General features: G+C 71.2%; 22 protein-coding genes, 1 tRNA gene, 1 pseudogene and 1 riboswitch. Of the genes and pseudogenes, 15 read left to right on the top strand and 9 right to left on the bottom strand.

Features of this window, described 5'->3' with window-relative positions:
* The first annotated feature begins 133 nt into the window (after positions 1 to 133).
* The 7 genes from ACFYOB_RS14715 to ACFYOB_RS14685 all read left to right on the top strand — a co-directional run bounded on the left by ACFYOB_RS14715 (position 134) and on the right by ACFYOB_RS14685 (position 7,426).
* Positions 134 to 1,420, top strand: a complete 1,287-nt coding sequence (locus ACFYOB_RS14715) for a cytochrome P450 (protein WP_388559715.1) — start codon at positions 134 to 136, stop codon at positions 1,418 to 1,420.
* A 142-nt stretch (positions 1,421 to 1,562) separates the two neighbouring features.
* A complete protein-coding gene (locus ACFYOB_RS14710; protein ID WP_388559712.1) occupies positions 1,563 to 2,582 on the top strand; it encodes a transglycosylase family protein in 1,020 nt (339 codons plus the stop codon).
* 276 nt (positions 2,583 to 2,858) lie between these two features.
* Positions 2,859 to 3,031, top strand: a riboswitch (cyclic di-AMP (ydaO/yuaA leader).
* 3 nt (positions 3,032 to 3,034) lie between these two features.
* Positions 3,035 to 3,742: a transglycosylase family protein gene (locus ACFYOB_RS14705; RefSeq protein ID WP_388559709.1), complete on the top strand. Its 708-nt coding sequence runs from the start codon at positions 3,035 to 3,037 to the stop codon at positions 3,740 to 3,742.
* 272 nt (positions 3,743 to 4,014) lie between these two features.
* Positions 4,015 to 5,301, top strand: coding sequence for a phosphopyruvate hydratase (gene eno / locus ACFYOB_RS14700; protein ID WP_376682724.1), 1,287 nt, complete (start codon positions 4,015 to 4,017; stop codon positions 5,299 to 5,301).
* A gap of 91 nt (positions 5,302 to 5,392) precedes the next feature.
* The gene (locus ACFYOB_RS14695) at positions 5,393 to 5,881 is read left to right on the top strand and encodes a septum formation initiator family protein (protein ID WP_388559705.1); all 489 of its coding nucleotides are present in this window, start codon (positions 5,393 to 5,395) and stop codon (positions 5,879 to 5,881) included.
* Between the two features lie 49 nt (positions 5,882 to 5,930).
* Complete coding sequence (locus ACFYOB_RS14690; RefSeq protein WP_388559702.1) at positions 5,931 to 6,467, top strand: DUF501 domain-containing protein; 537 nt, start codon at positions 5,931 to 5,933, stop codon at positions 6,465 to 6,467.
* Positions 6,464 to 7,426: an exopolyphosphatase gene (locus ACFYOB_RS14685; RefSeq protein WP_388559699.1), complete on the top strand. Its 963-nt coding sequence runs from the start codon at positions 6,464 to 6,466 to the stop codon at positions 7,424 to 7,426. Before ACFYOB_RS14690 ends, ACFYOB_RS14685 begins: the two co-directional genes overlap by 4 nt.
* Positions 7,427 to 7,552: 126 nt before the next feature.
* On the opposite strand, the pseudogene ACFYOB_RS14680 reads toward ACFYOB_RS14685, so the two are convergent.
* Positions 7,553 to 7,699: pseudogene (locus ACFYOB_RS14680) on the bottom strand (prevent-host-death protein); the annotation flags it as partial.
* Between the two features lie 504 nt (positions 7,700 to 8,203).
* Between ACFYOB_RS14680 and ACFYOB_RS14675 the strand changes: the two are divergent.
* Both ACFYOB_RS14675 and ACFYOB_RS14670 read left to right on the top strand, forming a co-directional pair.
* Positions 8,204 to 9,580, top strand: coding sequence for an NAD(P)/FAD-dependent oxidoreductase (locus ACFYOB_RS14675; protein ID WP_388559696.1), 1,377 nt, complete (start codon positions 8,204 to 8,206; stop codon positions 9,578 to 9,580).
* A 146-nt stretch (positions 9,581 to 9,726) separates the two neighbouring features.
* Positions 9,727 to 11,118, top strand: coding sequence for a class I SAM-dependent methyltransferase (locus ACFYOB_RS14670; protein WP_388559693.1), 1,392 nt, complete (start codon positions 9,727 to 9,729; stop codon positions 11,116 to 11,118).
* A 73-nt stretch (positions 11,119 to 11,191) separates the two neighbouring features.
* Here the strand turns inward: ACFYOB_RS14670 and ACFYOB_RS14665 are convergent, their stop codons facing one another.
* Entirely contained in the window at positions 11,192 to 13,735 is a 2,544-nt protein-coding gene (locus tag ACFYOB_RS14665; protein ID WP_388559690.1) for an ABC transporter permease, read from the bottom strand.
* Positions 13,736 to 13,801: 66 nt separating this feature from the next.
* The gene (locus tag ACFYOB_RS14660; RefSeq protein WP_388559687.1) at positions 13,802 to 14,575 is read right to left on the bottom strand and encodes an ABC transporter ATP-binding protein; all 774 of its coding nucleotides are present in this window, start codon (positions 14,573 to 14,575) and stop codon (positions 13,802 to 13,804) included.
* A gap of 440 nt (positions 14,576 to 15,015) precedes the next feature.
* Here ACFYOB_RS14660 and ACFYOB_RS14655 point away from each other — a divergent pair.
* Both ACFYOB_RS14655 and ACFYOB_RS14650 read left to right on the top strand, forming a co-directional pair.
* Positions 15,016 to 15,097, top strand: a tRNA-Leu gene (locus ACFYOB_RS14655).
* Positions 15,098 to 15,274: 177 nt separating this feature from the next.
* Complete coding sequence (locus ACFYOB_RS14650; RefSeq protein ID WP_388559684.1) at positions 15,275 to 16,129, top strand: Bax inhibitor-1/YccA family protein; 855 nt, start codon at positions 15,275 to 15,277, stop codon at positions 16,127 to 16,129.
* A gap of 105 nt (positions 16,130 to 16,234) precedes the next feature.
* Here the strand turns inward: ACFYOB_RS14650 and ACFYOB_RS14645 are convergent, their stop codons facing one another.
* On the bottom strand, positions 16,235 to 16,465 hold the full coding sequence (locus ACFYOB_RS14645) for a DUF4287 domain-containing protein (RefSeq protein ID WP_388559681.1): 231 nt from the start codon (positions 16,463 to 16,465) through the stop codon (positions 16,235 to 16,237).
* Positions 16,466 to 16,565: 100 nt separating this feature from the next.
* Between ACFYOB_RS14645 and ACFYOB_RS14640 the strand changes: the two genes are divergently transcribed.
* Positions 16,566 to 16,901, top strand: coding sequence for a hypothetical protein (locus ACFYOB_RS14640; protein WP_388559678.1), 336 nt, complete (start codon positions 16,566 to 16,568; stop codon positions 16,899 to 16,901).
* Here the strand turns inward: ACFYOB_RS14640 and ACFYOB_RS14635 are convergent.
* From ACFYOB_RS14635 to ACFYOB_RS14625, 3 genes are all read right to left on the bottom strand, one after another.
* A complete protein-coding gene (locus ACFYOB_RS14635) occupies positions 16,885 to 17,691 on the bottom strand; it encodes a hypothetical protein (protein ID WP_388560218.1) in 807 nt (268 codons plus the stop codon). The two genes, ACFYOB_RS14640 and ACFYOB_RS14635, sit on opposite strands and share 17 nt — an antisense overlap.
* A 478-nt stretch (positions 17,692 to 18,169) precedes the next feature.
* On the bottom strand, positions 18,170 to 19,390 hold the full coding sequence (locus tag ACFYOB_RS14630) for an acetyl-CoA C-acetyltransferase (RefSeq protein ID WP_388559675.1): 1,221 nt from the start codon (positions 19,388 to 19,390) through the stop codon (positions 18,170 to 18,172).
* Positions 19,391 to 19,460: 70 nt separating this feature from the next.
* Positions 19,461 to 20,546: an SGNH/GDSL hydrolase family protein gene (locus tag ACFYOB_RS14625; RefSeq protein WP_388559672.1), complete on the bottom strand. Its 1,086-nt coding sequence runs from the start codon at positions 20,544 to 20,546 to the stop codon at positions 19,461 to 19,463.
* A gap of 134 nt (positions 20,547 to 20,680) precedes the next feature.
* Here ACFYOB_RS14625 and ACFYOB_RS14620 point away from each other — a divergent pair, with 134 nt between their 5' ends.
* Positions 20,681 to 22,066 (top strand): cystathionine beta-synthase, encoded by a 1,386-nt coding sequence (locus tag ACFYOB_RS14620; protein WP_388560216.1) that lies wholly within the window; start codon positions 20,681 to 20,683, stop codon positions 22,064 to 22,066.
* Between the two features lie 279 nt (positions 22,067 to 22,345).
* Here ACFYOB_RS14620 and ACFYOB_RS14615 read toward each other — a convergent pair whose 3' ends face one another.
* Positions 22,346 to 22,717 (bottom strand): hypothetical protein, encoded by a 372-nt coding sequence (locus tag ACFYOB_RS14615; RefSeq protein WP_388559669.1) that lies wholly within the window; start codon positions 22,715 to 22,717, stop codon positions 22,346 to 22,348.
* A gap of 141 nt (positions 22,718 to 22,858) precedes the next feature.
* Here ACFYOB_RS14615 and ACFYOB_RS14610 point away from each other — a divergent pair, with 141 nt between their 5' ends.
* Positions 22,859 to 23,701, top strand: a complete 843-nt coding sequence (locus tag ACFYOB_RS14610) for a MurR/RpiR family transcriptional regulator (RefSeq protein WP_388559666.1) — start codon at positions 22,859 to 22,861, stop codon at positions 23,699 to 23,701.
* Positions 23,702 to 23,704: 3 nt separating this feature from the next.
* On the opposite strand, the gene ACFYOB_RS14605 is transcribed toward ACFYOB_RS14610, so the two are convergent.
* Entirely contained in the window at positions 23,705 to 24,880 is a 1,176-nt protein-coding gene (locus ACFYOB_RS14605) for an FAD-dependent oxidoreductase (RefSeq protein WP_388559663.1), read from the bottom strand.
* Positions 24,881 to 24,985: 105 nt separating this feature from the next.
* Here ACFYOB_RS14605 and ACFYOB_RS14600 point away from each other — a divergent pair, with 105 nt between their 5' ends.
* Positions 24,986 to 25,543, top strand: a complete 558-nt coding sequence (locus tag ACFYOB_RS14600) for a TetR family transcriptional regulator (protein ID WP_388559660.1) — start codon at positions 24,986 to 24,988, stop codon at positions 25,541 to 25,543.
* Positions 25,544 to 25,956: the final 413 nt, after the last annotated feature.

The raw sequence follows: 25,956 nt of genomic DNA, 5'->3' as shown, positions 1-25,956 counted from the left end.
AAGATCCTCACATCCACAAAACCGAAAGTAGGAATGTCGGACAAGGTGAGGTCAAGTGATGGCTGATCTACGGACAGCCGCGACGAACCACCCATTTGGGATCGGGGGGTGGGCGGCGGGATACGGTCAGCAGGTGCATGAGCAGACCCCCGCAGCCTCCGCCGACACCCCTTCGACCTCCCCTTCCGGCCAGGGACCGACCCTGTTCGACTGGGAGTTCGCGACCGATCCCTACCCCGCCTACGCCTGGCTGCGCGAACACGCGCCGGTGCACCGCACCAAGCTCCCCAGCGGGGTCGAGGCCTGGCTGGTCACCCGGTACGCGGACGCCCGCCAGGCCCTCGCCGACCAGCGGCTCAGCAAGAACCCGGCGCACCACGCGGAGCCGGCGCACGCCAAGGGCAAGACCGGGATCCCGGGGGAGCGCAAGGCGGAGCTGATGACGCATCTGCTCAACATCGACCCGCCGGACCACACCCGCCTGCGGCGGCTGGTGTCGAAGGCGTTCACCCCGCGCCGGGTCGCCGAGTTCACCCCGCGCGTGCAGGAGCTCACCGACCACCTCATCGACCAGTTCGCCCAGAGGGGGGAGGCTGACCTCATCCACGAGTTCGCCTTCCCGCTCCCCATCTACGCCATCTGCGAGATGCTCGGCGTACCGCGCGAGGACCAGGACGACTTCCGCGACTGGGCCGGGATGATGATCCGGCACGGCGGCGGACCGCGCGGCGGTGTCGCCCGCTCGGTGAAGCAGATGCGGACCTATCTCGGCGAACTCATCCACCGCAAAAGGGATGATCTGGGCAATGATCTGATCTCGGACCTGATCCGGGCGAGCGACCACGGCGACCACCTCACGGAGGCCGAGGCCACCGCCATGGCTTTCATCCTGCTTTTCGCCGGTTTCGAGACGACCGTGAACCTCATCGGCAACGGCGTCCACTCCCTCTTCATGAACCCCGGCGAGCGCGAGCGCCTCCAGCGCTCCCTCGCCGCGGGCGAGAGCGGCCTGCTGGAGACCGGGATCGAGGAACTCCTGCGCTACGACGGCCCGGTGGAGCTGGCCACCTGGCGGTTCGCCACCGAGCCGCTGACCCTCGGCGGGCAGTCGGTCGCGGCCGGGGACCCGGTCCTGGTCGTCCTGGCGGCCGCCGACCGTGATCCCGGGCGGTTCGCCGAGCCGGACACCCTCGACCTCTCACGCACCGACAACCAGCACCTCGGATACGGGCACGGCATCCACTACTGCCTGGGTGCTCCGCTCGCACGACTTGAAGGACAGACGGCGCTTGCGACTTTGCTCACGCGTCTGCCAGATCTGGAACTCGCGATTCCGTCAACTGACCTGCGTTGGCGCGGTGGTCTGATCATGCGCGGTCTGCGGACCCTACCCGTGCGCTTCACACCCCGAAACATTTGAAGGTCAACTGACCGGAAGTCAGTTGCCGACCCGAGTTGTGACAATCGTTCGAGGGCCGCTAGGTTCTGCCGTTACCCAGCCGTTATGCGAAAGGTGCAGCCTCATGCGTTCCGGGAACGGCCGTCACAGACGCCCCCGTCAGGTGCCCGCGATAGTCGTCACCGCAGGAGTCACAGGCTCCGCGCTGGCACTGCCGCTTCTTGCCGCCACCAACGCCTCCGCGGCCGACACCTCCACGTGGGACAAGGTCGCCGAATGTGAGAGCGGCGGCAGCTGGAGCGCCAACTTCGGCAGCGGCGAGTACGGCGGTCTCCAGTTCACCCAGGACGAGTGGCAGAGTGCCGGCGGCTCCGAGTTCGCCAAGCGGCCCGACCTCGCGAGCCGGTCCCAGCAGATCGCCGTGGCCGAGCGCGTACTGGCTTCCCAGGGCCCGCAGGCGTGGCCGCTGTGCGCGGCGTCGGCCGGGCTGGAGGGGCAGAGCCCCGCCGCGGCCGTCGACCCCGGCCTGCCCGGCGGTTCCGCCCTGAAGGGCCCGGCGCCGTCCCGGCCGGACGAGGAAGTGCCCTCCACGGGGAAGGGAAAGCCGTCCACGGACTTCGGTGCCCCGACCCCCGCCCCGAGCCCGTCGGCCACCCCCTCGTTCGTCATCCCCGACGGCCCGCTCGCGCCGTCCCTCGGACTGCCCGTCATGCCCTCGCCCGACGAGGTGACGCCGACCCCGACCGCCCCGGGCACGCCGACCGCCCCCGTGGACCCGAACGCGCCCACCACGCCGCCCGGCACCCCGGGCCAGCCCCCAGTGACCCCGGCCGACCCCACGGCCCCCGCAGCTCCGGGCGCCACGACCGACCCGAAGGCACCGGTCACCCAGGGCGCCCCGGCCACCCCGGGCGCCTCCACCAGCCCCACCGCACCGCCCGTCACGGCGGCCGAGGGCAGCGGCAAGCACCGCGGGGCCCCCGCGGCCGAGGCACCGGTCACATCTGATGCCGCGTCGAAGCCCTCGTACACCGTGCAGGCGGGCGACAGCCTGGTCACCATCGCGGATGCCAAGGGGGTCAAGGGCGGCTGGAAGGGGCTCTACGCGGCCAATGAGCAGGTCATCGGCGGGGACGCCGATCTGATCAAGCCCGGACAGAACCTGGATCTAACCGTGCAATAAGGGCACTTACGCCACCCGGAAAGAGTTGATTGCCCCTTTTCGGCAAGTGAGACATGCATCTCTTCCGGTCAACTGGCGTGTCTCGCCTTGGGGCTTCCGCAAACCCCGCCCTCACCTGCGCAAACACCCGTACGAGGAGCGCAAGTAGGGGTCGTTCCTCCCCGATGGCGGTCGTTGAACATCGGGGAGGGACCTGTCTACCTTCTGAATCGCTCGCCACCGCGAGCTCCTTCGACCGCATCGCCGAATCCTGCCGGCGGACGGAGGGAACAGTCGTCGCGTCAAGCGCCGAAGGCAGGAGCGGGGGAACCAAGGTAGGTGCCGGGAGCGGCCGTTGAGAGACGGTCACGCCACCGGCTAGGGGTTAAGACGTGCGCTAGGTCGCACGGCCGGGCAACTCACTCGCCCGAACCCGACAGCTCACCTCGTAGGCGTCGGTGAGGAGAAACTCCATGCTGCTTTCCGGCAAGGGCAAGCACCGCCGCGGTACCGCCATCGAGCGCACCGCCCGCATCGTCACGCTCGCCGGTGTCGCCGGTGTGGCCGTCGCCGCCCCCCTGATGGCCGCCGGTTCCGCCAGCGCCGCCAGCGCCTCCGAGTGGGACCGCGTCGCGCAGTGCGAGTCCGGCGGCAACTGGGCCATCAACACGGGCAACGGCTACTACGGCGGCCTGCAGTTCTCGTCGTCCACCTGGGCCGCGTACGGCGGCAAGTCGTACGCCGCGCAGGCCAACCAGGCCTCGAAGTCCCAGCAGATAGCCATCGCGGAGAAGGTCCTCAAGGGCCAGGGCAAGGGCGCCTGGCCGTCCTGCGGCGTGGGTCTGTCGAACTCCTCCTACACCGGGGGCGGTGCGGCCGAAACGCCGAAGAAGACGGAGAAGAAGACCGAGACCAAGAAGACCCAGCCGAAGAAGACCGAGCCGAAGAAGGAGACGAAGCGCTCCGAGACCCCGGCTCCGACCACCCGCTCCGAGCGCTCCGAGGCCCCGGCCCCGAAGACCGGCAACGGCGCGTACGAGGTCAAGTCGGGCGACACCCTGGGCACCATCGCCGAGGCCAACGGCGTCAAGGGCGGCTGGGAGAAGCTCTTCGAGCTGAACAAGGACATCGTCTCGGACGCCGACCTGATCTTCCCGGGTCAGAAGCTGAAGCTCAGCTGAACACTGCGGCAATAGCCGCAGGAGTCGCAGCAACGCTCACCATCCCCACCGCCCGGCGCGTCTCCCCCCACGCGCCGGGCGGCGGTGTGTGCGGCAGCAGAACACCCGTCATCCGGGGTTCTATGTCCTGGAAGAGGGGTATTCGGGCCCTTTTTCGTCCCAGGACCCGGGCGGTCGGCAGGGTGAGTGCCCGGATCCGGTTAGGCTCTAGGCGGCCAGGCCATCCCACGGCCTGACGCCACCGCACACCCAGCGTCACATCCCAGAAGGAGATGCTCGTGCCGTCCATCGACGTCGTCGTAGCCCGGGAAATCCTGGACTCCCGAGGCAACCCCACGGTCGAGGTCGAGGTGGGCCTCGACGATGGCAGCACCGGCCGTGCTGCAGTTCCGTCCGGCGCCTCCACCGGTGCATTCGAGGCCATCGAGCTCCGTGACGGTGACCCCAACCGTTACATGGGCAAGGGTGTCGAGAAGGCCGTCCTCGCCGTCATCGAGCAGATCGGCCCGGAGCTCGTCGGCTACGACGCCACCGAGCAGCGTCTGATCGACCAGGCCATGTTCGACCTGGACGCCACCGACAACAAGGGCTCGCTCGGCGCCAACGCCATCCTCGGCGTCTCCCTCGCCGTCGCGCACGCCGCGTCGGAGGCCTCGGACCTTCCGCTCTTCCGCTACCTCGGCGGCCCGAACGCGCACCTGCTGCCCGTTCCGATGATGAACATCCTCAACGGTGGGTCGCACGCCGACTCCAACGTCGACATCCAGGAGTTCATGATCGCCCCGATCGGCGCGGAGTCCTTCTCCGAGGCGCTGCGTTGGGGTGCCGAGGTCTACCACACCCTCAAGAAGGTCCTGCACACCAAGGGCCTGTCCACCGGTCTCGGTGACGAGGGCGGCTTCGCCCCGAACCTGGAGTCCAACCGCGCCGCGCTCGACCTCATCATCGAGGCCATCAAGCAGGCCGGCTACACCCCGGGCAAGGACATCGCGCTCGCGCTCGACGTCGCCGCGTCCGAGTTCTTCAAGGACGGCAAGTACGAGTTCGAGGGCCAGTCCCGCTCGGCCGCCGAGATGACCGACTACTACGCCGAGCTCGTCGAGGCGTACCCGCTGGTCTCCATCGAGGACCCGCTGTTCGAGGACGACTGGGCCGGCTGGAAGACCATCACCGACCGCCTGGGCGCCAAGGTCCAGATCGTCGGCGACGACCTCTTCGTCACCAACCCGGAGCGCCTGGCCCGCGGCATCGAGGAGGGCTCCGCGAACGCCCTGCTCGTGAAGGTGAACCAGATCGGTTCGCTGACCGAGACCCTGGACGCCGTCGAGATGGCCCAGCGCAACGGCTTCAAGTGCATGATGTCGCACCGTTCCGGTGAGACCGAGGACGTCACCATCGCCGACCTCGCCGTCGCCGTGAACTGCGGCCAGATCAAGACCGGCGCCCCGGCCCGCTCGGACCGTGTCGCCAAGTACAACCAGCTGCTGCGCATCGAGGAGATCCTCGACGACGCCGCGGTGTACGCGGGCCGCAGCGCCTTCCCGCGCTTCAAGGGCTAATCACGCTCTTGCTTCCGTACGTCCCCGCACTCGGTCCCGTACCGTGTGCGGGGACGTATTGCGTAGTGCGGACACAGGGGAGGCGGGATCAATGGCCGGGAACCGTGATCGGTTCTCCACCTTCTCGACCGCGACCAGGCTCAAGCAGCTCGGCGAGCGGACCGCCGCCCACGTCTACCGCTCGCAGTCGCGCCGCCAGGTCCGCCGCAGCCGGCTCACCGGCCGCGCGGCCCTCCTCGTGCTCGTCCTCTGTACGCTGGTCGTCGCCCTCGCGTATCCGATGCGCCAGTACGTGTCCCAGCGCTCGGAGATCGCGAAGCAGCAGCGGGCCGCCGCCGCCGCGCGGGAGCGCCTGGAACGGCTCCGCGACGAGAAGGCCCGCTGGCAGGACAACGCCTACGCGGAGCAGCAGGCGCGCAAGCACCTGCACTTCCTGCGCCCGGGGGAGATCGGCTACATCATGACCGACCCCGGGGCGCAGGGCGCCGAGCAGCACCGGACCGGCCAGGCCGGCTCGGACCGCCCCTGGTACTCCAACGTCTGGGACGGCGTCGACAAGGCCGACCGCCCCGGCGACTGAACCAGTTCCACCCGTCATAGAACCGCGAACGAAGAGACTTCCTCCAGGCATGCAGACGCCCCCGCCCCAGACCGACCGGACCGAGCCGACCGACGCGGACATCGAGGCGTTCGAGCAGCAGCTCGGCCGCCCGCCGCGCGGGCTGCGCGCCATCGCGCACCGCTGCCCCTGCGGCCAGCCGGACGTGGTGGAGACCGCGCCGCGGCTCCCCGACGGCACCCCCTTCCCGACGCTGTACTACCTGACGTGCCCGCGCGCGGCCTCCGCGATCGGCACGCTGGAGGCCAACGGCGTGATGAAGGAGATGCAGGCCCGGCTCGCCGAGGACCCCGAGCTCGCCGCCGCCTACCAGGCCGCGCACGAGGACTACATCCGGCGCCGCGACGCCATCGACGTGCTCCAGGGCTTCCCGAGCGCCGGCGGGATGCCGGACCGGGTCAAGTGCCTGCACGTGCTGGTCGGCCACTCCCTGGCCGCGGGCCCGGGCGTGAACCCGTTCGGCGACGAGGCCCTGGCGATGCTGCCGGAGTGGTGGGCCAAGGGCCCCTGCGTCACGCCGTGCGGGGACAAGGAGGACCAGGCATGACCCGGGTCGCCGGCATCGACTGCGGTACGAACTCCATCCGGCTGCTCGTCGCGGACTACGACCCCGCGACGGGCGAACTGGTCGAGCTGGACCGGCGGATGATCATCGTCCGCCTCGGCCAGGGCGTGGACAAGACCGGCCGCCTCGCCCCGGAAGCGCTGGAGCGCACCTTCGCCGCCTGCCGCGAGTACGCGGCGGTCATCGAGGAACTGGGCGCCGAGCGGGTGCGTTTCGTGGCGACCTCAGCCTCCCGGGACGCCGAGAACCGGGACGAGTTCGTCCGGGGCGTCGTGGACATCCTGGGCGTCGAGCCCGAGGTGATCTCCGGCGACCAGGAGGCGGAGTTCTCCTTCACCGGCGCCACCAAGGAGCTCACCGCGCACGAGCACCTGGCGCGGCCGTTCCTGGTCGTGGACATCGGCGGCGGCTCGACGGAGTTCGTGGTCGGCGAGGAGCACGTCCGGGCGGCGCGTTCCGTGGACGTGGGCTGCGTCCGGATGACCGAGCGCCACCTGGTGGTGGACGGCCAGGTCACCGACCCGCCGACCGAGGCGCAGATCGCCGCCGTACGGGCCGACATCGAGGCGGCGCTGGACCTGGCGGCCGAGACGGTCCCGCTGGCCGAGGCCCGCACCCTGGTGGGCCTGGCCGGCTCGGTGACCACGGTCGCCGCGATCGCCCTCGGGCTGCCGGAGTACGACTCGGCGGCCGTCCACCACTCCCGGATCTCCTACGACCAGGTCCGCGAGATCACCGGCCGGATGCTGACGTCGACCCACGCCGAGCGCGCGGCGATCCCCGTGATGCACCCCGGCCGGGTGGACGTGATCGGCGCCGGCGCGCTGGTCCTGCTGGCCATCATGGAGCGCATCGGAGCCTCGGAGGTCGTGGTCTCGGAGCACGACATCCTCGACGGCATCGCGATCAGCGCCGCGGAAGAGGCCGAGGCCGCCAGGTAGCGGTCCTGACCCGCTGCACGGCTGGACGGCGGCGCTCCGGTGGGTTCACCGGAGCGCCGCTGCCGTGTTCTGCCTTCAGAAGCCTGGAGCTGCCTTTGCGCAGCGGCGTGAACCGGAACGCGTACTTCACGCCGCGCCGTCACCCCGTTCACCGAACAGGTCGGCGAGGAGCTCGGCCATGGCCACGATCGGTCCGCCTTCGGCGAGCACGGCCTGGGCCTCGCGCGCGAGCAGCTCGTCGGCAGCGTCTTCCAGCGCGTTGAAATCGCCGAGCCATGTCCTCGGTGTGGGAGATGCCGGACGGCATGGCGATCAGCGCCGCGGAAGAGGCCGAGGTCCGGACGAGCCTCCGCGGGCCCTTCGAATCCTCCGCCCATGAGGGGGACTTCGAAGGAAAAGGGGGGTCCGAGGGGGCCTGAGGTCCATTGATCCACATGAACTTCGTGAAGTTCTTCACAAGGAAAAGGTGCCGGACGGGTCGGCGGAAGGGCCGTTCGGGCCCCTTCAGAGGACCTCGGGGCCGTTTTGGCGTCCGTTTGTGCGAAGTGCGGACACGACGTGTTCCGTGTCAGAGGTACCGACGAACCCTGGTGGTCCAGTCCGCTTGAGAGCCTGAAGGCCAGCTCAGAACGGGTATTCAACGACTCCCGTTACACCGTGGTTCCCGTTGTGCACCATGACCCACGTCACGTGGGCGGCGGAGTGTAGCAGAGGCCTTCCGACTCCTTGTGAAGGGGCTCACGAGCGACACCCCTTTGGGTGCTGGATACTCGTTCCATGAGCACCACGGAGCGTCCCAGGATCCTCGTTGTAGGAGGTGGGTACGTAGGCCTGTACGCGGCCAAGCGGATCATGAAGAAGATGCGCTATGGCGAGGCGACCGTCACGGTCGTCGACCCGCGGTCGTACATGACCTACCAGCCCTTCCTCCCCGAAGTGGCCGCAGGCAGCATCTCGCCTCGGCACGTCGTCGTCCCGCTGCGACGCGTGCTGCCCAAGGCAGAGGTTCTCACCGGCCGGGTCACCAGCATCGACCAGGACCGCAAGGTCGCCGTCGTCACGCCGCTGGTCGGCGAGGCGTACGAGCTGCCCTTCGACTACCTGGTGATCGCGCTCGGCGCCGTCTCCCGCACCTTCCCGATCCCCGGCCTCGCCGAACAGGGCATCGGTATGAAGGGCGTCGAAGAGGGCATCGGCCTGCGCAACCACGTCCTTGAGCAGCTCGACAAGGCCGAGTCCACGACGGACGAGAACGTCCGCCGCAAGGCCCTCACCTTCGTCTTCGTCGGCGGCGGCTTCGCCGGTGCGGAGACCATCGGCGAGGTCGAGGACATGGCCCGCGACGCCGCGAAGTACTACTCCACGATCAAGCGCGAGGACATGCGCTTCATCCTGGTCGACGCGGCCGACAAGATCCTTCCCGAGGTCGGGCCCAAGCTCGGCACCTGGGGCAAGGAGCACCTCGAGTCCCGCGGCATCGAGATCTACCTCAACACCTCCATGGACTCCTGCGTGGACGGCCACGTGGTGCTGAAGAACGGCCTCGAGGTCGACTCCAACACCATCGTGTGGACCGCGGGCGTCAAGCCCAACCCGGTGCTGGCCCGCTACGGCCTGCCGCTGGGCCCGCGCGGCCACGTGGACGCCGAGCCGACCCTCCAGGTCAAGGGCACGGACTACATCTGGACCGCCGGCGACAACGCCCAGGTTCCCGACATGGCCGCCCGCAAGGCCGGCGTCGAGAACGCCTGGTGCCCGCCGAACGCCCAGCACGCGCTGCGCCAGGCCAAGGTCCTCGGCGACAATGTCATCTCGGGCATGCGCGGCTTCCCGCAGCACGAGTACTCGCACTCCAACAAGGGTGCGGTGGCGGGCCTCGGCCTCCACAAGGGCGTCGCGATGATCGTCATGGGCAAGATGAAGATCAAGCTCAAGGGCCGGCTCGCCTGGTACATGCACCGTGGCTACCACGGCATGGCCATGCCGACCTGGAACCGCAAGATCCGCGTCTTCGCCGACTGGACCCTCGGCATGTTCCTCAAGCGCGAGGTCGTCTCCCTCGGTGCGCTGGAGACCCCGCGCGAGGAGTTCTACGAGGCCGCCAAGCCGGCCCCGGCCGCCGCGGCTCCGGCCCAGAAGGCCAAGGCCTCCTGACCCGGTTCTGACCGGAGCTTTCCAGCACGACCCCGAAGGGGCCGCCCGCCATCCGTGGTGCGGGCGGCCCCTTCGGCGTGTTTTCCGATTGATCGCCACCGGAAACGGGTAGGCCGTTCCGTCGGAACTCATCGGAGGTGCCTGCCATGACCGACGCCGCGCCGCGGCTGGCCGCTCTTGCCGAGACGTTGCTGGGTGCCCCGCTGCCCGTGCGCATACGGGCTTGGGACGGCAGTGAAGCCGGACCGTCCAGCGGTCCCGTCCTCGTGCTGACGAACCGGCGCGCCCTGCGCCGCATGCTGTGGAAGCCGGGCGAGCTGGGCCTGGCCCGGGCCTGGGTCGCCGGGGACCTGACGGTCGACGGCGACCTGTTCGAGCTGCTCGACCGGGTCGGGGGCCTGCTCTGGGAACGGGAGGCCCCCTCGGCCGCCCCGGCCGTTCCCCGCGCCGGCCTGGCCAAGCTGGGCGCCCTGCGCCCGTACCTGCCCGCGCGCGCCTCCGGCGCCGTCGGGAGCGCCTCCGGCACGCTCGCGCTGCTGCGCGACCCGGCCGCGCGGGCCGCCGTACGCGAACTCGCCGCGCTGGCACGCCCGTGGCCCGCGCCCGCGCCGCCGCCCGAGGAGGCGAGCGTCCGCCGCAACGGGGCCGTCCACACCAAGGGCCGCGACCGCGCGGCGGTCAGTCACCACTACGACGTCGGCAACGAGTTCTACGGGCACGTGCTCGGCCCGTCCATGGTGTACTCCTGCGCCTACTGGAGCCCCGGCTCCACTCTGGAGAAGGCCCAGCGCGACAAGCTCGACCTGGTCTGCCGCAAGCTCGACCTCGCGCCCGGCGCCCGGCTCCTGGACGTCGGCTGCGGCTGGGGCTCCATGGCCCTGCACGCGGCCCGGGAGTACGGAGCCCAGGTCACCGGCATCACGCTCTCGCGCGAGCAGGCCGCATACGCCCGCAAGCGGGTCGCCGAAGAGGGTCTGGCCGACCGGATCGAGATCCGGGTCCAGGACTACCGGGACGTCAAGGACCGCCCGTACGAGGCCATTTCCTCGATCGGCATGGCCGAACACGTCGGCTCCGACCGCTACCGCGAGTACGCGGGCACCCTGTTCGACCTGCTGAGCCCCGGCGGCCGGCTGCTGAACCACCAGATCGCCCGGCCCCCGGAGCCAGACGAAGAGGCGTACAGGGTAGACGAGTTCATCGACGCGTACGTCTTCCCCGACGGGGAGCTGTCCCCGCTCGGCAGCACCGTGAGCGAGCTGGAGCGGGCCGGCTTCGAGGTCCGCGACGTGGAGGCGCTGCGCGAGCACTACGCGCTGACGCTGCGGGCCTGGGTGGCGCGGCTGGAGGAGCACTGGGACGAGGCCGTACGCCTGACCTCCCCCGGCCGGGCCCGGGTCTGGCGGCTGTACATGGCGGCCTGCGCGCTCGCCTTCGAGCACGGCCGGCTCGGCGTCAACCAGGTGCTGGCGGTGCGGCCGGGATACGGCGGCGCATCCGGGCTGCCGCTGCGGCTGCGCACCTGGGGCGCCGCGTAGGGGCGCCGGAAGGGCCCGGGGCGTGTGCCCCGGGCCCTTCCGTGTCCCGTCGTGCGTTCCGTCGCCCGGCGGGCTACTCGGTCTTGATGGCGGTCAGCATGTTCAGCCGGGCGGCGCTGCGGGCCGGCCACATGGCGGCCAGGACACCGACCAGTCCGGCGAGGGCGAAGAAGATCCCGATCCGGTCGAACGGGATGACCAGGGAGTAGCCCGGGATCGAGCCCGCGATCGTCTTGCCGCCGGCCCAGGCGAGGAAGACGCCGACGCCGATGCCGAGGACCGCGCCGAAGAGGGAGATGACCACGGCCTCCAGGCGGATCATGTTCTTGACCCGGCCCCGGTCGAGCCCGACCGCCCGCAGCATGCCGATCTCCTGCTGGCGCTCGTAGACCGACATCGCGAGGGTGTTGACCACACCGAGGACGGCGATGATCAGGGCCATGCCGAGCAGGCCGTACATGATGTTCAGCGCCGTGTTGATCTCGCCGGCCATCTCGTTGCGCATGTCGGCCTTGTCGGAGACCTTGATGGCCGGGCTCTTGCCCAGGGCGTCGATGACGGCCTGCTGGTTCGCCTCGGAGGCGCCGCCGGCGGTCTTGACGAGGACCTCGGGCAGGTACTGCTCGTCGTTGTGCGCGGCGAGGACCTTGTTGTCGAGGACGTAGTCGCCGAGCTGGTCCTTGCCGTCGAAGATCGCGCCGACCTGGAGCTTGCCCTTCTGGCCGTCGTAGAACTGGGCGTCGACCGTGGAGCCGACCTGCAGCCCCTTCTTCTCCGCCTCCTTCGCGGAGACCATCAGCTTGCCCTCGCCGAGCGCGGCGAGGTTGCCGCCGGTGGTCCTGACGTCCAGCACGGCGGCCAGCGCGGCCGGGTTGACGCCGTTGACCAGCTGGGAGGTGTCGCCGAGCTTGACGATCTCGCTGGTCTTCGGGGAGACGGCGGTGACGCCCTTGCCCTTCTCCAGGGCGGGGAGCACGGACGTGTCGAGGTTCATGCCCTCGCCCGCCATCGTGACCCGGTAGTCGGCCTTGATGTTCTGCGTGGTGGCCTTGTCGACGGCCTGGCCGACGGTGATGCCCATCACCGACATCGCGGTGACCAGGGTCAGACCGATCGTCAGGGAGGCGGCGGTGACGGCGGTGCGGCGCGGGTTGCGGACCGCGTTCTGCGCGGCCAGCTTGCCGGCGACGCCGAAGACCTTCGACAGCAACGGGCGGACGGTGGCGATGACCGGGCGGGAGAGCATCGGCAGCAGGACGAAGAGGCCGATGAGGAGGAGGAAGGCGCCGCCCGCGATGGTCGTGCGGCCGTCGCTCTTCTGGCTCACGCCGAGGAAGACCACGCCGATGCCGGCGAGGGCCAGGACGCTGCCGATGGAGTTGCGCAGCACCAGGGACTTCATGGTGGCGGGCAGGTGGGCGCTGCCCATGGCGGCGACCGGGGCGATCCGGGAGGTCCGCCAGGCGGGCAGCAGCGCGGCGAGCATGGTCACCATGACGCCGATGACCAGCGCGATGACGACGGTGGCGGGGGCGATGATCAGCGAACCGGCCGGGATCTTGGCGTCGAAGAGCCCCATCGCGGAGCGCATGGCGACGGCCAGTCCGATGCCGGAGACCATGCCGATGGCCGAGGACACGAGGCCGACGACACCGGCCTCCAGCAGGACCGAGCGCCTGACCTGGCCGCGGTTGGCGCCGACGGCGCGCAGCAGGGCCAGTTCCTTGGTGCGCTGGGCGACCAGCATGGTGAAGGTGTTGTAGATGAGGAAGATGCCGACGAAGAGGGAGACACCGGCGAAGATCAGCAGGCCGGTGCTCATGCCGGACATGGCCCGCTCGATGGCCTTGGCCTGTTCGGCGGCGAGGGCGGCGCCGGTCTTGGCCTGGGAGTTCTTGCCCAACAGGGGCTTGATCTCGGTCAGCAGCTGGTCCGCGGTGGTGCCAGCCTTGGCGCCGACGGAGAGCTCGCTGTAGAAGCCGGGCTGGAGGTAGAGCTCCTGGGCGACCGCGGTGTCGAACAGGACCAGGCTGCCGCCCGCGTTGACGGCGCCGTCCTCCGTGGTGAAGACGCCGGAGAGGGTGTACTCCTTGACCGGCCCGTTGGTGGCGACGCGGATCTTGTCGCCGACCTTGTACTTGCCCTTGGTGGCCGTCTCCTTGTCGAGGGCGACCTGCGCGGCCTTGGCCGGGCCGGTGCCTTCGTTGAAGTCGTAGCGCGGGTCCTTGCCGTCCTTGACGGGGGCGTAGTTGGAGCCGGCGTTGGCCCAGCCGCTGCCGATCAGCTTGCCGTGCTCGTCACCGACGCCGGCGAAGCCGGTGACCCGGCCGGAGACGGAGTCGACGCCCTTCAGCGCCTTGACCTTGTCGAGGGTCTGCTGGCTGATGCCGGGGTCGCCCTGCTTCTCGCCGTCCTCGTTGCGGGAGGCCCCGTGGTCGGTGACGGAGACCGCGACGCCGTCGTACGACTTCGCGGACTGGTTGGACATCGCGTTGCTGAGGGTGTCGGTGAAGACGAGGGTGCCGGAGACGAAGGCGACGCCGAGTGTGACGGCGAGCACCGTCATCAGCAGCCTGGCCTTGTGCGCGAGGACGTTGCGCAGCGCGGTACGGAACATGGGATCTCGGTCCTGGGGCTGGAGGTCTGTGCGGAGGGCTGCGGGAAGCCGCTGGGCGGCCGGGCCTCAGCTGGTGCGGCCCTTGGCGTCGAACGCCTTCATGCGGTCCAGCACGCCGTCGGCGCTGGGGCTGAGCATCTCGTCGACGATGCGGCCGTCGGCGAGGAAGATGACGCGGTCCGCGTAGGAGGCGGCGACCGGGTCGTGGGTGACCATCACGACGGTCTGGCCCAGCTCGCGCACCGAGTTGCGCAGGAAGCCGAGGACTTCGGCACCGGAGCGGGAGTCGAGGTTTCCGGTCGGCTCGTCACCGAAGATGATCTCGGGGCGGGAGGCCAGGGCGCGGGCCACGGCGACGCGCTGCTGCTGGCCGCCTGAGAGCTGGGTGGGACGGTGGGCGAGGCGGTCGGCCAGGCCGACCATGCTGATCACCGACTCCAGCCACTGCTTGTCGGGCTTGCGCCCGGCGATGTCCATGGGGAGCGTGATGTTCTCCAGGGCCGTCAGGGTCGGCAGCAGGTTGAAGGCCTGGAAGATGAAGCCGATCTTGTCCCGGCGCAGCTGGGTGAGCTGCTTGTCCTTGAGGGAGCCCAGTTCGGTCTCGCCGATGCGCACGGAGCCGGAGGAGAAGGTGTCCAGGCCCGCGACGCAGTGCATCAGCGTGGACTTGCCGGAGCCCGAGGGGCCCATGATCGCGGTGAACTGCCCCTGGGCGAAGTCCACGGAGACGTTGTCCAGGGCGACCACCTGGGTCTCGCCCTGGCCGTACACCTTGGAGAGGCCGGTGGCGCGGGCGGCCACGGCCTGGATGGTGCGCGGGGCGTAGTTCGTGGTGGTCACGGAAGCGACTCCTGTCAGGGCGGGGACTGCGGACCGGTCGTGGTCCGCTCATCGGCGGGACGTTTCCATCGTCGCCGCGCCCACCCCCGCTCCGGATCAGCCGAGGTGCCCGTTCCTTGGCCCACTGGAGTCTGACGTGGGCACGCCCCTGTCCTCCTCTGGTATGACGGGAGCCCCTGACGGCCGGGACGAAGCCGGGGCGGAAGCCCGGCGCGGGAGCGGGGTGGCGCACGGGTGGCGCGGCCATCGAAATCCCGTCATTCCCAGGTCGCGCGTGATCATCGCCGAGAAGGGGCCCACCGCGCGTTCTCGGGCCTGACGCACCCTCAAGCGCCAATAAAATCAGACAACATCGGATAGACGGCCCGTTGGCCGCGATGGCGTTCCGGATAGGCTCGGCTCAGCGTTCAAGGCTTTTTCACGGGGGCCGCCACGCACCTGCCCGGATGGTGGAATGCAGACACGGCGAGCTTAAACCTCGCTGGCCTTCGGGCCGTGCCGGTTCAAGTCCGGCTCCGGGCACTCCGCAGCTCTCTGCACCTCCCGCGAGGCCCGGCGGAGCTCCCCGAGGTCCCCTTCGTTTATCACCTGCGCTTCGCCGCGCCTTCTCTTAAGATCCTCCTCCAGCAGTAGGGTGCTTTCTTTGCGAGCGCATTACTCTTGATGCGAGGCCGCGCTCGGTGGCCACGGAGGAGTGAGATGAGGAGCAGTAACCCGGTCTTCTCGCGACGGGGGTTCAGCCGCGACAACGGTGGCTACGCGGGGTTTGACGCGCAGTACCAGCAGGCCGGGACCGCGACCAACCCGTACGCGACCAACCCGTACGCGACCGACCCGGCCACGGGCATGCCGCAGGCGCCGGCGCGCGCCAACGTGATGACCATGGACGACGTCGTGAGCCGTACGGCCATGACGCTCGGCACGGTCATCCTGACGGCGACCCTCGCCTGGGTCCTGCTGCCCGTCGACCCGGCCAACCTGAACAAGTCGTACGCCATCGGCGTCGGCGCGGCCATCGTCGCGTTCGTGCTGGCGATGGTCCAGTCGTTCAAGCGCAAGCCGGTCCCGGCTCTGATCCTGGGCTACGCGGCGTTCGAGGGTGTCTTCCTCGGCGTCATCAGCGCGGCCACCAGCACCTACTTGGGTGCCGGCGTGGTCATCCAGGCCGTGATGGGCACGATGTGCGTCTTCGCCGCCGTGCTCCTCGCCTACAAGATGGGCTGGATCCGGGTCAACCGCCGCTTCTACGGCTTCGTGATGGCCGCGGCCCTGGGCTTCATCCTGCTCATGCTGGCGAACACGCTGTTCGCGGTCTTCGGCGGCGGTGACGGCCTCGGCTTCCGCAGCGGCGGCCTGGGCCTCCTGTTCGGCGCCATCGGCGTCATCCTCGGAGCCTGCTTCCTCGCCCTGGACTTCAAGCAGGTCGAGGACGGCGTGGCCTACGGCGCCCCGCGCGAGGAGTCCTGGCTGGCGGCCTTCGGCCTCACCATGACCCTGGTGTGGATCTACATGGAGATGCTGCGCATCTTCCAGATCCTGTCGGGCGACGACTAGCAGGGCCGGCAGTCGTCCCGACTGCCGTCCACAGCCTGGGGAAGGCCCCGCGAGCACAAGCTCGCGGGGCCTTCCCGCATCTGGGGGTCGGAGTCGGGGGAGGGGTCAGCCGAACCGGCGGGCGGCTCTGCGCAGGTCGTACTCGTGGATGATCGCCTTGGCGTGGCCGTACGACAGTTCGTGCGCGCCGCGCAGCCAGCTGACCTTCTCCTCGAACCGGACGAGGGAGGGGCCTTCGTCGACGGTGCGGAGCCAGTCGGAGAGCTCACGACCGGTGGCCTGGGGGATTCTGTCGATCATGTTGCGGTGGGTCTGTTCGGAGAACTCTACGGACATGGGCGCCTCCGGAAGGTTGCCGTGCTGTTCTCTTCACGACACCGTGCCGGAGAGTTCGCCCGTTGGCAATGGTGCCGGGGCGGCGCGTAAGGTCGGCCGGGTGCTCGATACCTCACCCCTGACCGCCGTCGTGGAACGTTTCGCAGACCGGCTGCGGGCCGCGCCTCAAAGCCGCCTGCAGCAGGGAGCCGCCGCGGCGGCGCTGGAACTGGCACGTGAACTCTCCGCACGGGCACAGGCCTTGGAGGGCGTGCCCGTACGGGAGATGCCGGACGCGGGGATGTTCGTCGTCGGCGACCAGGTGGCGGTGGCCGGGCTGGACCTCGCCGAGGCGCTGCGCGCCGTACGCGAGGGGGACGGCACGACGGCCCCGTCCGAGATGCTGGACGAGGCCGTGGGGCTGGTGGAGCAGGCGGAAGTCAGAGCGATGCGATGACGCGGTCCGCGAGGATGTAGACGTTGCTGTCGGGGTCCTCGGCGTCGCCGCACGAGAAGGTGAGCGCGTAGGCGCCGGAGATGCCCGAGCCGCCCAGCAGGACCGGCGCGGTGCCCGAGCGCAGGGCCTCGGCGAGGCGCTCCGCGGTCTCCCGGTGGCCGGGGGTCATGCACAGCGTGGTGCCGTCCGTGAAGACGTACACGTCCAGCGTGCCCAGCGGGCCCGGGCGGACGTCCGCGAGGGCCGTACGGGCCTCCGCGAGCTCCTCCAGGCGGCTGACGGTGCGCTCGTGGTCGGCTCCGGGCGCCGGGGCCTGGACCGGAACGAAGTCGGGGTGCGAGGGGTGGCGCCGGCGGGCGGCGGCCAGCTCGGCCGAATCCTCGGGGTACTCCTCCACTGAGTCCTCGCCGAGCAGCGGCTCCAGGCCCACCATGTCGGCCTGCCGGGGCAGGAAGAGGGGGCTGTCCTCACCGAGGCCGGGCAGGCCGCCCAGCAGCGACGGGGCGTCGGCGGAGTCGCGGGCCTCCTGCGCGGCCCAGAAGGCGCGCGCCTCGGCGAGCTCGCGCTCGCGCTCCTCGGCGAGGGCCTCGGCCACGGCGGCTCGTATCTCGGCGGCGGGGGACTCCACGGCGCCGCGGGCGTGCGGGACGGTCGCGGCGCGGGCGTGGGCCGGCATCGCCAGCTCGCCGCGCAGGGCCGTGACCTGCTTACGGAGACCGTGGACGGCGTGCAGCGCAGCAGCGCCCACGGCCGTGGCAGCGGCCGTGGTCAGCAACAGGGCAAGAGACATGGCGCTCACTGACTAACTCCTGAGGTGATTCGATCCCCCGACTTCCTACATCAGAGTGTCCCGACCTGGGAATGGCGTGCAGTGCATTACGTCACGAATTGGACAGGGCTTTGGTCACACCCGGCCCACCCGAAACGTCTCTGACCTGCGCACATGCCACTCCCCCGGGACATAGGTCACATCCTGGGGGAGATTCGGTCACAGGTCGGCCGCGACGGGGTTAGATCCGGTGTCAGTAGGGGCCAGGGGATCCGGCCGGATCCCTTGCGGCGACTGGGCCCCGCAGCGGTGGCGAAGATCGGCGCCGATCTTCGCCACCGCTGCGGGCAGGTGCCGCCGCTCGTTCCTCGCGACGACCCCTACCCTCCGCTCCGGCTCAGCTCAGCCGCTCGCTTTCTTGGTCGCGCTGCGCTTCGCCACCGCTGCGGGCAGGTGCCGCCGCTCGTTCCTCGCGACGACCCCTACCCTCCGCTCCGGCTCAGCTCAGCCGCTCGATGACCATGGCCATGCCCTGGCCGCCACCCACGCACATCGTCTCCAGACCGAACTGCTTGTCGTGGAACTGCAGGCTGTTGATCAGCGTGCCGGTGATGCGGGCGCCGGTCATCCCGAACGGGTGACCGACGGCGATGGCCCCGCCGTTGACGTTCAGCTTGTCCAGCGGGATCTCCAGGTCCCGGTAGGACGGGATGACCTGGGCCGCGAAGGCCTCGTTGATCTCGAACAGGTCGATGTCGCCAACGGTCAGCCCGGCCCGCTTCAGGGCCTGCTTCGACGCCTCGACCGGGCCGAGGCCCATGATCTCCGGGGAGAGGCCGGTGACACCGGTGGAGACGATCCGGGCCAGCGGGGTCAGGCCCAGCTCCCGCGCCTTCGTGTCGCTCATGATGACCAGCGCCGCGGCGCCGTCGTTGAGCGGGCAGCAGTTGGCGGCCGTTACCAGGCCGTCGGGGCGGAAGACGGGCTTGAGGCCCGAGACGCCCTCCAGGGTGACACCGGCGCGCGGGCCGTCGTCGGTGGAGACGACCGTGCCGTCGGGGGTGGTGACCGGGGTGATCTCGCGGGCCCAGAAACCGTTCTTGATGGCCTCCTCGGCCAGGTTCTGGGAGCGGACGCCGAACTCGTCCATGTCCTGGCGGGTCACGCCCTTGAGCCGGGCCAGGTTCTCCGCGGTCTGCCCCATCGAGATGTAGGCGTCCGGGATCAGGCCGTCCTCGCGCGGGTCGTGCCAGGACGCGCCCTCGCTCTGCGCGACGGCGGCGGTACGGCCCTCCGCGTCCGCGAAGAGCGGGTTGTGCGTGTCCGGCAGGCCGTCCGAGGACCCCTTCGCGAATCGGGAGACCGTCTCGACGCCCGCGGAGATGAAGACGTCGCCCTCGCCGGCCTTGATGGCGTGCAGCGCCATGCGGGAGGTCTGGAGCGAAGAGGAGCAGTACCGGGTAATCGTGGTGCCCGGCAGGTAGTCCATGCCCATCTGCACGGCCACGATGCGGGCCAGGTTGTGGCCCTGCTCGCCGCCGGGGAGACCGCAGCCGAGCATCAGGTCGTCGATCTGGCGCGGGTCCAGCTCGGGAACCTTGGCGAGGGCGGCCTGGATGATCGTCGCGGTCAGGTCGTCCGGTCGTACGTCCTTGAGGGACCCCTTGCCGGCGCGCCCGATCGGGGAGCGGGCAGTGGAAACGATGACGGCTTCGGGCATCGAAGGCTCCAAGGGTGTGTTGCGGCTCTATCCGGACCGCAAGCGAAGTTACCGCCCCGTATGGTCGAGGTCACCGGCCTTGGGGTGTGATGCCGGTCGCTCCGCTGCTCGCCGGGGAGTCCGGGGCCCCGGCGCCCGGGGCGGCCGCCCCCGTCGCCCCGGCCGCGTGGACGGCCGGGAGCTCCTCGCCCGGGACCCGCCGGCGGCGCCGGTGCTTGAGCAGGGCCCAGGGGCCGCGGGCCGCCGTGACCTCCGTACCGGCCTGCCCGGCCGCGGCCGACGCGGCCTTGGCCACCGGAAGCATGTCCTCGTCGCGGGACAGGTCCAGCCGGTCGGACTCCGGCCACAGTTCGAGCGCCGCGCACAGGGTCGGCAGCATGGCCATGGCGGCGGTCGCGTAGCCCTCCGCCGACGGGTGGTAGGAGTCCGGGCCGAACATCTCGCGCGGGTTCGCGGCGAACTCGGGGCCCAGCAGGTCCCCCATCGAGACCGTACGGGCGCCCAGGGCGACCACCCCTATGGTCTGCGCGGCGGCCAGCTGGCGCGAGACGCGCCGGGCCAGCCACCGCAGCGGCTGGTACACGGGCTCGATGGTGCCCAGGTCCGGGCAGGTGCCCACGACGACCTCGCAGCCCGCCAGCCGCAGCCGGCGTACCGCCCCGGTGAGGCACCGCACGGACTGGGTCGGCGGCATCCGCCGGGTCACGTCGTTCGCGCCGATCATGATCACGCACACGTCCGGGGCGGGCGAGCCGCCGTCCAGGAGCACGTTCACCTGCCGGTCCAGGTCGTCCGACATGGCACCCGACAGGGCCACGTTGCGCAGCTCGACCGGCCGCTCGGCCACCGCCGCCAGCCCGGAGGCCAGCAGGGCGGCCGGAGTCTGCCGGGCCCGCCGTACGCCGAGCCCCGCGGCCGTGGAGTCGCCCAGCATGCCCAGGCGCAGCGGGCCGGGGTTCAGCTCCGCGCCGCTGAACTCGCTCCCGTACAGCCCGTCCGCGCGCGGCGGATCGCCGAGCCCGGTGCCCACGGTCCGCTTGGCGAACTGCACCTCCGCCAGCACCAGCCCCACGGCGGCGACCCCGACCAGCCCGAGTCCGCCCCCGCCGTACGCTGCGCCCGCCGCGATCCGGCGGGCCGTTCTCGCCCTGGACACCCTTCAGGCCACCTCGCTCCCTTGTCGGGCCGTGTTGACGTACCTGCCCCGTACGTACGGTCGGTCAATCCCTTTCCGCATAGTCTGGCCATGCCTCCCGGAGAACCCGTGGAGTCCCCTCCTTGGAGAACATGGTGCAATTCCACGACTCGATGATCAGCCTCGTCGGCAACACCCCGCTGGTGAAGCTCAACCGTGTGACCGAAGGCCTGCAGGCCACCGTCCTTGCCAAGGTCGAGTACTTCAATCCAGGTGGATCCGTGAAGGACCGGATCGCCGTACGGATGATCGAGGCCGCCGAGCAGAGCGGAGCCCTCAAGCCCGGTGGCACCATCGTGGAGCCGACCAGCGGCAACACGGGTGTAGGACTCGCCATCGTGGCCCAGCAGAAGGGCTACAAGTGCATCTTCGTCTGCCCTGACAAGGTGTCCATGGACAAGATCAACGTGCTGCGCGCGTACGGCGCCGACGTCGTGGTCTGCCCGACCGCCGTCGACCCCGAGCACCCGGACTCGTACTACAACGTGTCCGACCGCCTCGTGCGCGAGACCCCGGGCGCCTGGAAGCCCGACCAGTACAGCAACCCGAACAACCCCCGTTCGCACTACGAGACCACCGGTCCCGAGCTGTGGGAGCAGACGGACGGGAAGATCACCCACTTCGTCGCCGGCGTCGGCACGGGCGGCACGATCTCCGGTACCGGCAACTACCTCAAGGAGGTCAGCGGCGGGAAGGTCAAGGTCATCGGCGCCGACCCCGAGGGCTCGGTGTACTCCGGCGGCAGCGGCCGTCCGTACCTCGTCGAGGGTGTCGGCGAGGACTTCTGGCCGACGGCCTACGACCCGAACGTGACGGACGAGATCATCGCGGTGTCCGACAAGGACTCCTTCCAGATGACCCGCCGCCTCGCCAAGGAGGAGGGTCTCCTCGTCGGCGGCTCCTGCGGCATGGCGGTCGTCGCCGCGCTGAAGGCGGCCGAGGGCCTGGGCCCGGACGACGTCGTCGTCGTCCTGCTGCCGGACAGCGGCCGCGGCTACATGAGCAAGATCTTCAGCGACGAGTGGATGGCGGGACACGGCTTCCTGGAGGAGGCCGGACCGTCCGCCCGCATCGGCGACGTGCTGAACGACAAGGAGGGCGGCATCCCCTCCCTCGTCCACATGCACCCCGAGGAGACGGTCGGCGAGGCGATCGACGTGCTGCGCGAGTACGGCGTCTCGCAGATGCCGATCGTCAAGCCGGGCGCCGGTCACCCGGACGTGATGGCCGCCGAGGTCATCGGCTCCGTGGTCGAGAAGGAACTGCTCGCGGCGCTGTTCGCGAAGCGGGCCTCGCTGGGCGACCCGCTGGAGAAGCACATGAGCTCGCCGCTGCCCCAGGTCGGCTCCGGCGAGCCGGTGTCCGAGCTGATGGCGGTGCTGGGCGAGGCGGACGCGGCGATCGTGCTGGTGGAGGGCAAGCCGACCGGCGTCGTCAGCCGCCAGGACCTGCTGGCGTTCCTGGCCAAGGGCGCGAAGTAGCGGCTACGCACAGGTGCACGGCCGTCGCGCAAACGGTACGCGCGCGACACGTGACGGCAGCACCGGCTTAACACGCCTCCGGCACAGTGGTGGTTGTCGGCAGGGAAGCCCGGGAGACCGGGGCCCGGCCGGCACCACCGAACGGCGTTGCGTGCCTCCGGAGCGGCTCCCGGACCGCGTGGACGCCACCGGACGCGGACGGCCCTGACCCGGCCCGTGTCCTTCGCGGGGACCGCCGTCGTCCCGACCCCGGGAAACCGGGGTGCGGCGGTCCCCGCGCTAACTCTTCCCGATGCGTCGCAGCCGCTTCGAGGCGTGCACGAAGTTCACGCCCAGGATCCCGGCCCAGGTGACCAGGAGCCCGCTCAGGTGGGCGTGGGCGGCGCCGATGGCCGACAGCGGGATCGCCAGGACCAGCGTCACGATGGCGAAGCCGAAGCGCTCGCCGAAGTTCCCGTCCGCCATGGCGGACGGACCGGCGGGGCCCCGCGCGGCGGACAGACGGTCCTCCGCGAGCCGCCGCCGGACCTGCGTGTCGACCTTCTCGACGAACGAGTCCACCAGCGCGGCCTCGTACTCCGGACCCAGCTCCCGCCGGGCGTCCAGCGTGGCGTCGAGTTCCTTCTTCAGCTCTCGGGCATGCGCGTCCATCCCCCCACCGTAGGAACGGCCGCGGGCCCGGGCACTGGGGCTAGCCCCCGTATCCGGATCGCGGGCGCGGCTTGCCGTGCTGCATAACCACATGCAGAGTGCTCGGTGACTGAATATCTCACCGGGACGGAGGGGACGGGCATGAGTGACAGCCCGGCCGCGCGGCTGCAGAAGCTCTTCGAGGGGCACCGGCTGACGCCGACCCAGCGGCGGATCGCGCACTGCATGGTGCGCGGAGCGGCGGAGGTGCCGTTCCTGTCGAGCGTGGAGCTCGCCGAGCTGGCCGGGGTGAGCCAGCCGTCGGTGACCCGGTTCGCCGTGGCGCTGGGCTTCGACGGGTATCCCGCGCTGCGCCGGCACCTGCGCGAGGTGGCGCCCGCCGAGCGGGCGGAGCCCGGGGACGAGGACGCGTACAACGAGTACCAGCAGGCAGTCCAGGGCGAGATCGAGAACCTGCGCCGGCTCGCGGCGATGCTCGCCGATCCCGCGCCGGTCCAGGAGGCGGGCCGGCTGCTCGCGGCCTCGACCCCGCTGCCGGTGCTGGGGCTGCGGGCGGCGTCCTCGCAGGCGCGCGGGTTCGCGTACTTCGCCGCGAAGGTGCACCCGGACGTACGGCTCTTCGACGAGGGCGGCTCGATGCTGGAGGACCGGATCGACGCGGCCGTCGGTGCGGGCGCCTCGGCGCTGCTCTGCTTCGCGCTGCCCCGCCACCCCCGGGAGGTCGTGGACACCCTGGAGCGCTCCCGGCGGGCCGGGCTGACCGTGGTGACGGTCGCGGACTCGGTCTTCGCGCCGGTGGCCCGCCACTCGGACCTGCTGATCCCGGCGCCGGTCGGGACCGGGCTGGCCTTCGACACGGCGTGTGCGCCGATGCTGCTGGGCCGGGTGCTGCTGGAGGCGATGGCGGACGCCCTGCCGGACGCGCAGGCCCGGCTGGAGGTCTTCGACACGCGGGCCGCGGCGCGCGGGCTGTTCGTGGAGTAGGGCTCAGCGGTAGTCGAGCTCGGCCAGCTCGGTCGCCAGGCGGGTGCGCAGCGCCGGGATGCGGGCGAGGACGGGGAGCAGGGTGTTGCGTACGGCGCGCAGGGCCGGGTTCCGGGTGGTGGCGACGCGGGTCATCCGGTCGGTGAGGGCGACCACCCGCCGGGCGACCGGGCGGCGGCGCGCCTCGTAGCCGTCGAGGTCGCCGGTGGCCAGCGCGCGGCCGAGGGCGTACGCGTCCTGGATGCCGGTGTTCATGCCCTGCCCGCCGGCCGGGCTGTGCACGTGGGCGGCGTCACCGGCGAGGAGCAGCCGGCCGGCGCGGTAGCGGTCGGCGACCCGGTGGTGGATCCGGAACCGGGAGGACCAGGCGAGGGCGGTGACGGTGGCCTGGCCGGGGGCGCGCTCGTCCAGCAGGCGCTGCACGAAGGCGAGGTCGGGCTCGGCGGGGGCCTCGGCGACGGTCGCGACGACCCGGTAGCGCCCTCCCCCACGGCCTCCGGCGGGGGAGCTGCCCGCGGGCAGCGGGGCGACCACGGCCAGCCCGGCGGCGCCGAAGGTGAGCGAGACCTCGCCCGGGCCCGGGGCCCAGTCCATGGCGACGTCGGCCAGTACGAAGGACTCCTCGTACGGGCTGCCGCTGAAGCCGATCCCGGCGGCCCCGCGGACCTTGCTGTGCATTCCGTCGGCGCCGACGGCGTAGGAGGCGCGCAGGGTCTCGCCGGTGGCCGTCGTGAGGGTGACCCCGTCCGCGCTCTGGGTGACTCCGGTGACCTCGTACGGGCGGTGGACGTCCCCGCCGAGGGCGCGCAGGCGCCCCAGGAGCACGGCTTCGGTCTCGTACTGGGGGACCATCAGCGCGTACGGGTGGGCGGTGGGCAGGCCGTCGAAGGGGATCGAGGCGAGCGGGCGGGCCCCGTCGCGGATCCGGAACCGGCTGACCGGGATGCCGCGGCCGATCAGGTCGGCCGAGAGGGTGCCGGTCGGGTCGAGCTCGTCCAGCACCTCCAGGGTCCGGGCGTGCACGACGGCCGCGCGGGACGTGTTGGCGCCCTCGGCCTGCCGGTCGAGGAGGACGAAGCCGACGCCCGCCTCGGCCAGGGTGACGGCGAGGGCGAGGCCGGTGGGTCCGGCGCCGACGATGGCGACGTCCGTGGTGGCGGGGAGTGCGGTGCTGGTCATGCGGGCCTCCTCCGGCGGGCCAACGTTTGTTGGCCAACGGCTGTTGACATCAGGATGCGCCTGCGGGGCTGGTGTGTCAACGGTTGTTGGCCTACGGTTGTTGGCATGACGGCGCGACGCACCTCCGACACCACCAAAACGGCCATCTTGCAGGCGGCGCGGGAGCGCTTCGCCGCGCAGGGGTACGAGCGCACCACCATCCGGGCCGTCGCGGCGGACGCGGAGATCGACCCGTCGATGGTCATGCGCTACTTCGGCAGCAAGGAGCAGCTCTTCGACGCCGCCCTGGCCGTGGACCTGCGGCTGCCGGACCTGGGCGCCGTGCCGGCGGCCGAGCTCGCCGGCGCCCTCGTGCGGCACTTCGTGGCGCGGTGGGAGGGCGATCCGGCCGACGACGCGCTCCTGGTGCTGCTGCGCTCGGCGGTGACGAACGAGCGGGCGGCGGAGCGGATGCGGGAGGTGTTCGCCGCCCAGGTCGCCCCGGCGCTGGCGGCGGCCCTCGGTCCCGAGCGGGCCGCCCGCGTGGCGGGCCTGGTCTCCGCCCAGCTGCTGGGCCTGGCGCTGACCCGCTACCTCCTGCGGCTGCCCGCGGTGACCGCCCTGACCCCGGAGGGCCTCGTCGCGGGCCTGGCCCCCGCCGTGGCGGTCACGCTCGCCGGCTGAACCCCGTCCGGGCCCCGTCCGGCTCCGTCCCGGCCTGACGCCCTGCCTTTGGCCGACCCCGCCCTGCCCCGCTCCGGCCTGCTCCGGCCCGACCCTGCCCTGCCCCGCTCCGGCCTGCCCTGCCCTGTCCCGATCCGCCCCGCCCCGCTCCGGCCTGCCCCGTCCCGATCCGCCCTGCCCCGCTCCGGCCCGCCCCGCCCTGCCCCGCTCCGTCCCGCCCTGCCCCGCTCCGGCCCGCCCCGCCCTGCCCCGGCCTGCCCCGGCCTGCCCCGCCCGGCCCCGCTCCGGCCTGCCCCGTCCCGATCCGCCCTGCCCCGCTCCGGCGTGCTCCGGCCTGCCCTGCCCCCCCTCCGGCCTGCCCTGACCTGTCCCGATCCGCCCCGCCCCGCTCCGGCCTGCCCCGCTCCGGCCCG

Origin of the sequence: Streptomyces sp. NPDC006463 (assembly GCF_042870715.1) — a bacterium.
Classification (GTDB): Bacteria; Actinomycetota; Actinomycetes; order Streptomycetales; family Streptomycetaceae; genus Streptomyces.
Note: the sequence above shows the minus strand (reverse complement) of the source record. Positions and strands in the feature narration are given on the sequence as shown.

Coding starts and splice junctions, on each gene's coding strand:
- ACFYOB_RS14685 (WP_388559699.1), top strand. CDS start 6,464: ATGACCCGGGTCGCCGGCATCGACTGCGGTACGAACTCCATCCGGCTG.
- ACFYOB_RS14670 (WP_388559693.1), top strand. CDS start 9,727: ATGACCGACGCCGCGCCGCGGCTGGCCGCTCTTGCCGAGACGTTGCTG.
- ACFYOB_RS14600 (WP_388559660.1), top strand. CDS start 24,986: ATGACGGCGCGACGCACCTCCGACACCACCAAAACGGCCATCTTGCAG.
- ACFYOB_RS14645 (WP_388559681.1), bottom strand. CDS start 16,465: ATGTCCGTAGAGTTCTCCGAACAGACCCACCGCAACATGATCGACAGA.
- eno (WP_376682724.1), top strand. CDS start 4,015: ATGCTCGTGCCGTCCATCGACGTCGTCGTAGCCCGGGAAATCCTGGAC.
- ACFYOB_RS14630 (WP_388559675.1), bottom strand. CDS start 19,390: ATGCCCGAAGCCGTCATCGTTTCCACTGCCCGCTCCCCGATCGGGCGC.
- ACFYOB_RS14615 (WP_388559669.1), bottom strand. CDS start 22,717: ATGGACGCGCATGCCCGAGAGCTGAAGAAGGAACTCGACGCCACGCTG.
- ACFYOB_RS14635 (WP_388560218.1), bottom strand. CDS start 17,691: ATGTCTCTTGCCCTGTTGCTGACCACGGCCGCTGCCACGGCCGTGGGC.
- ACFYOB_RS14695 (WP_388559705.1), top strand. CDS start 5,393: ATGGCCGGGAACCGTGATCGGTTCTCCACCTTCTCGACCGCGACCAGG.
- ACFYOB_RS14650 (WP_388559684.1), top strand. CDS start 15,275: ATGAGGAGCAGTAACCCGGTCTTCTCGCGACGGGGGTTCAGCCGCGAC.
- ACFYOB_RS14610 (WP_388559666.1), top strand. CDS start 22,859: ATGAGTGACAGCCCGGCCGCGCGGCTGCAGAAGCTCTTCGAGGGGCAC.
- ACFYOB_RS14690 (WP_388559702.1), top strand. CDS start 5,931: ATGCAGACGCCCCCGCCCCAGACCGACCGGACCGAGCCGACCGACGCG.
- ACFYOB_RS14675 (WP_388559696.1), top strand. CDS start 8,204: ATGAGCACCACGGAGCGTCCCAGGATCCTCGTTGTAGGAGGTGGGTAC.
- ACFYOB_RS14705 (WP_388559709.1), top strand. CDS start 3,035: ATGCTGCTTTCCGGCAAGGGCAAGCACCGCCGCGGTACCGCCATCGAG.
- ACFYOB_RS14665 (WP_388559690.1), bottom strand. CDS start 13,735: ATGTTCCGTACCGCGCTGCGCAACGTCCTCGCGCACAAGGCCAGGCTG.
- ACFYOB_RS14605 (WP_388559663.1), bottom strand. CDS start 24,880: ATGACCAGCACCGCACTCCCCGCCACCACGGACGTCGCCATCGTCGGC.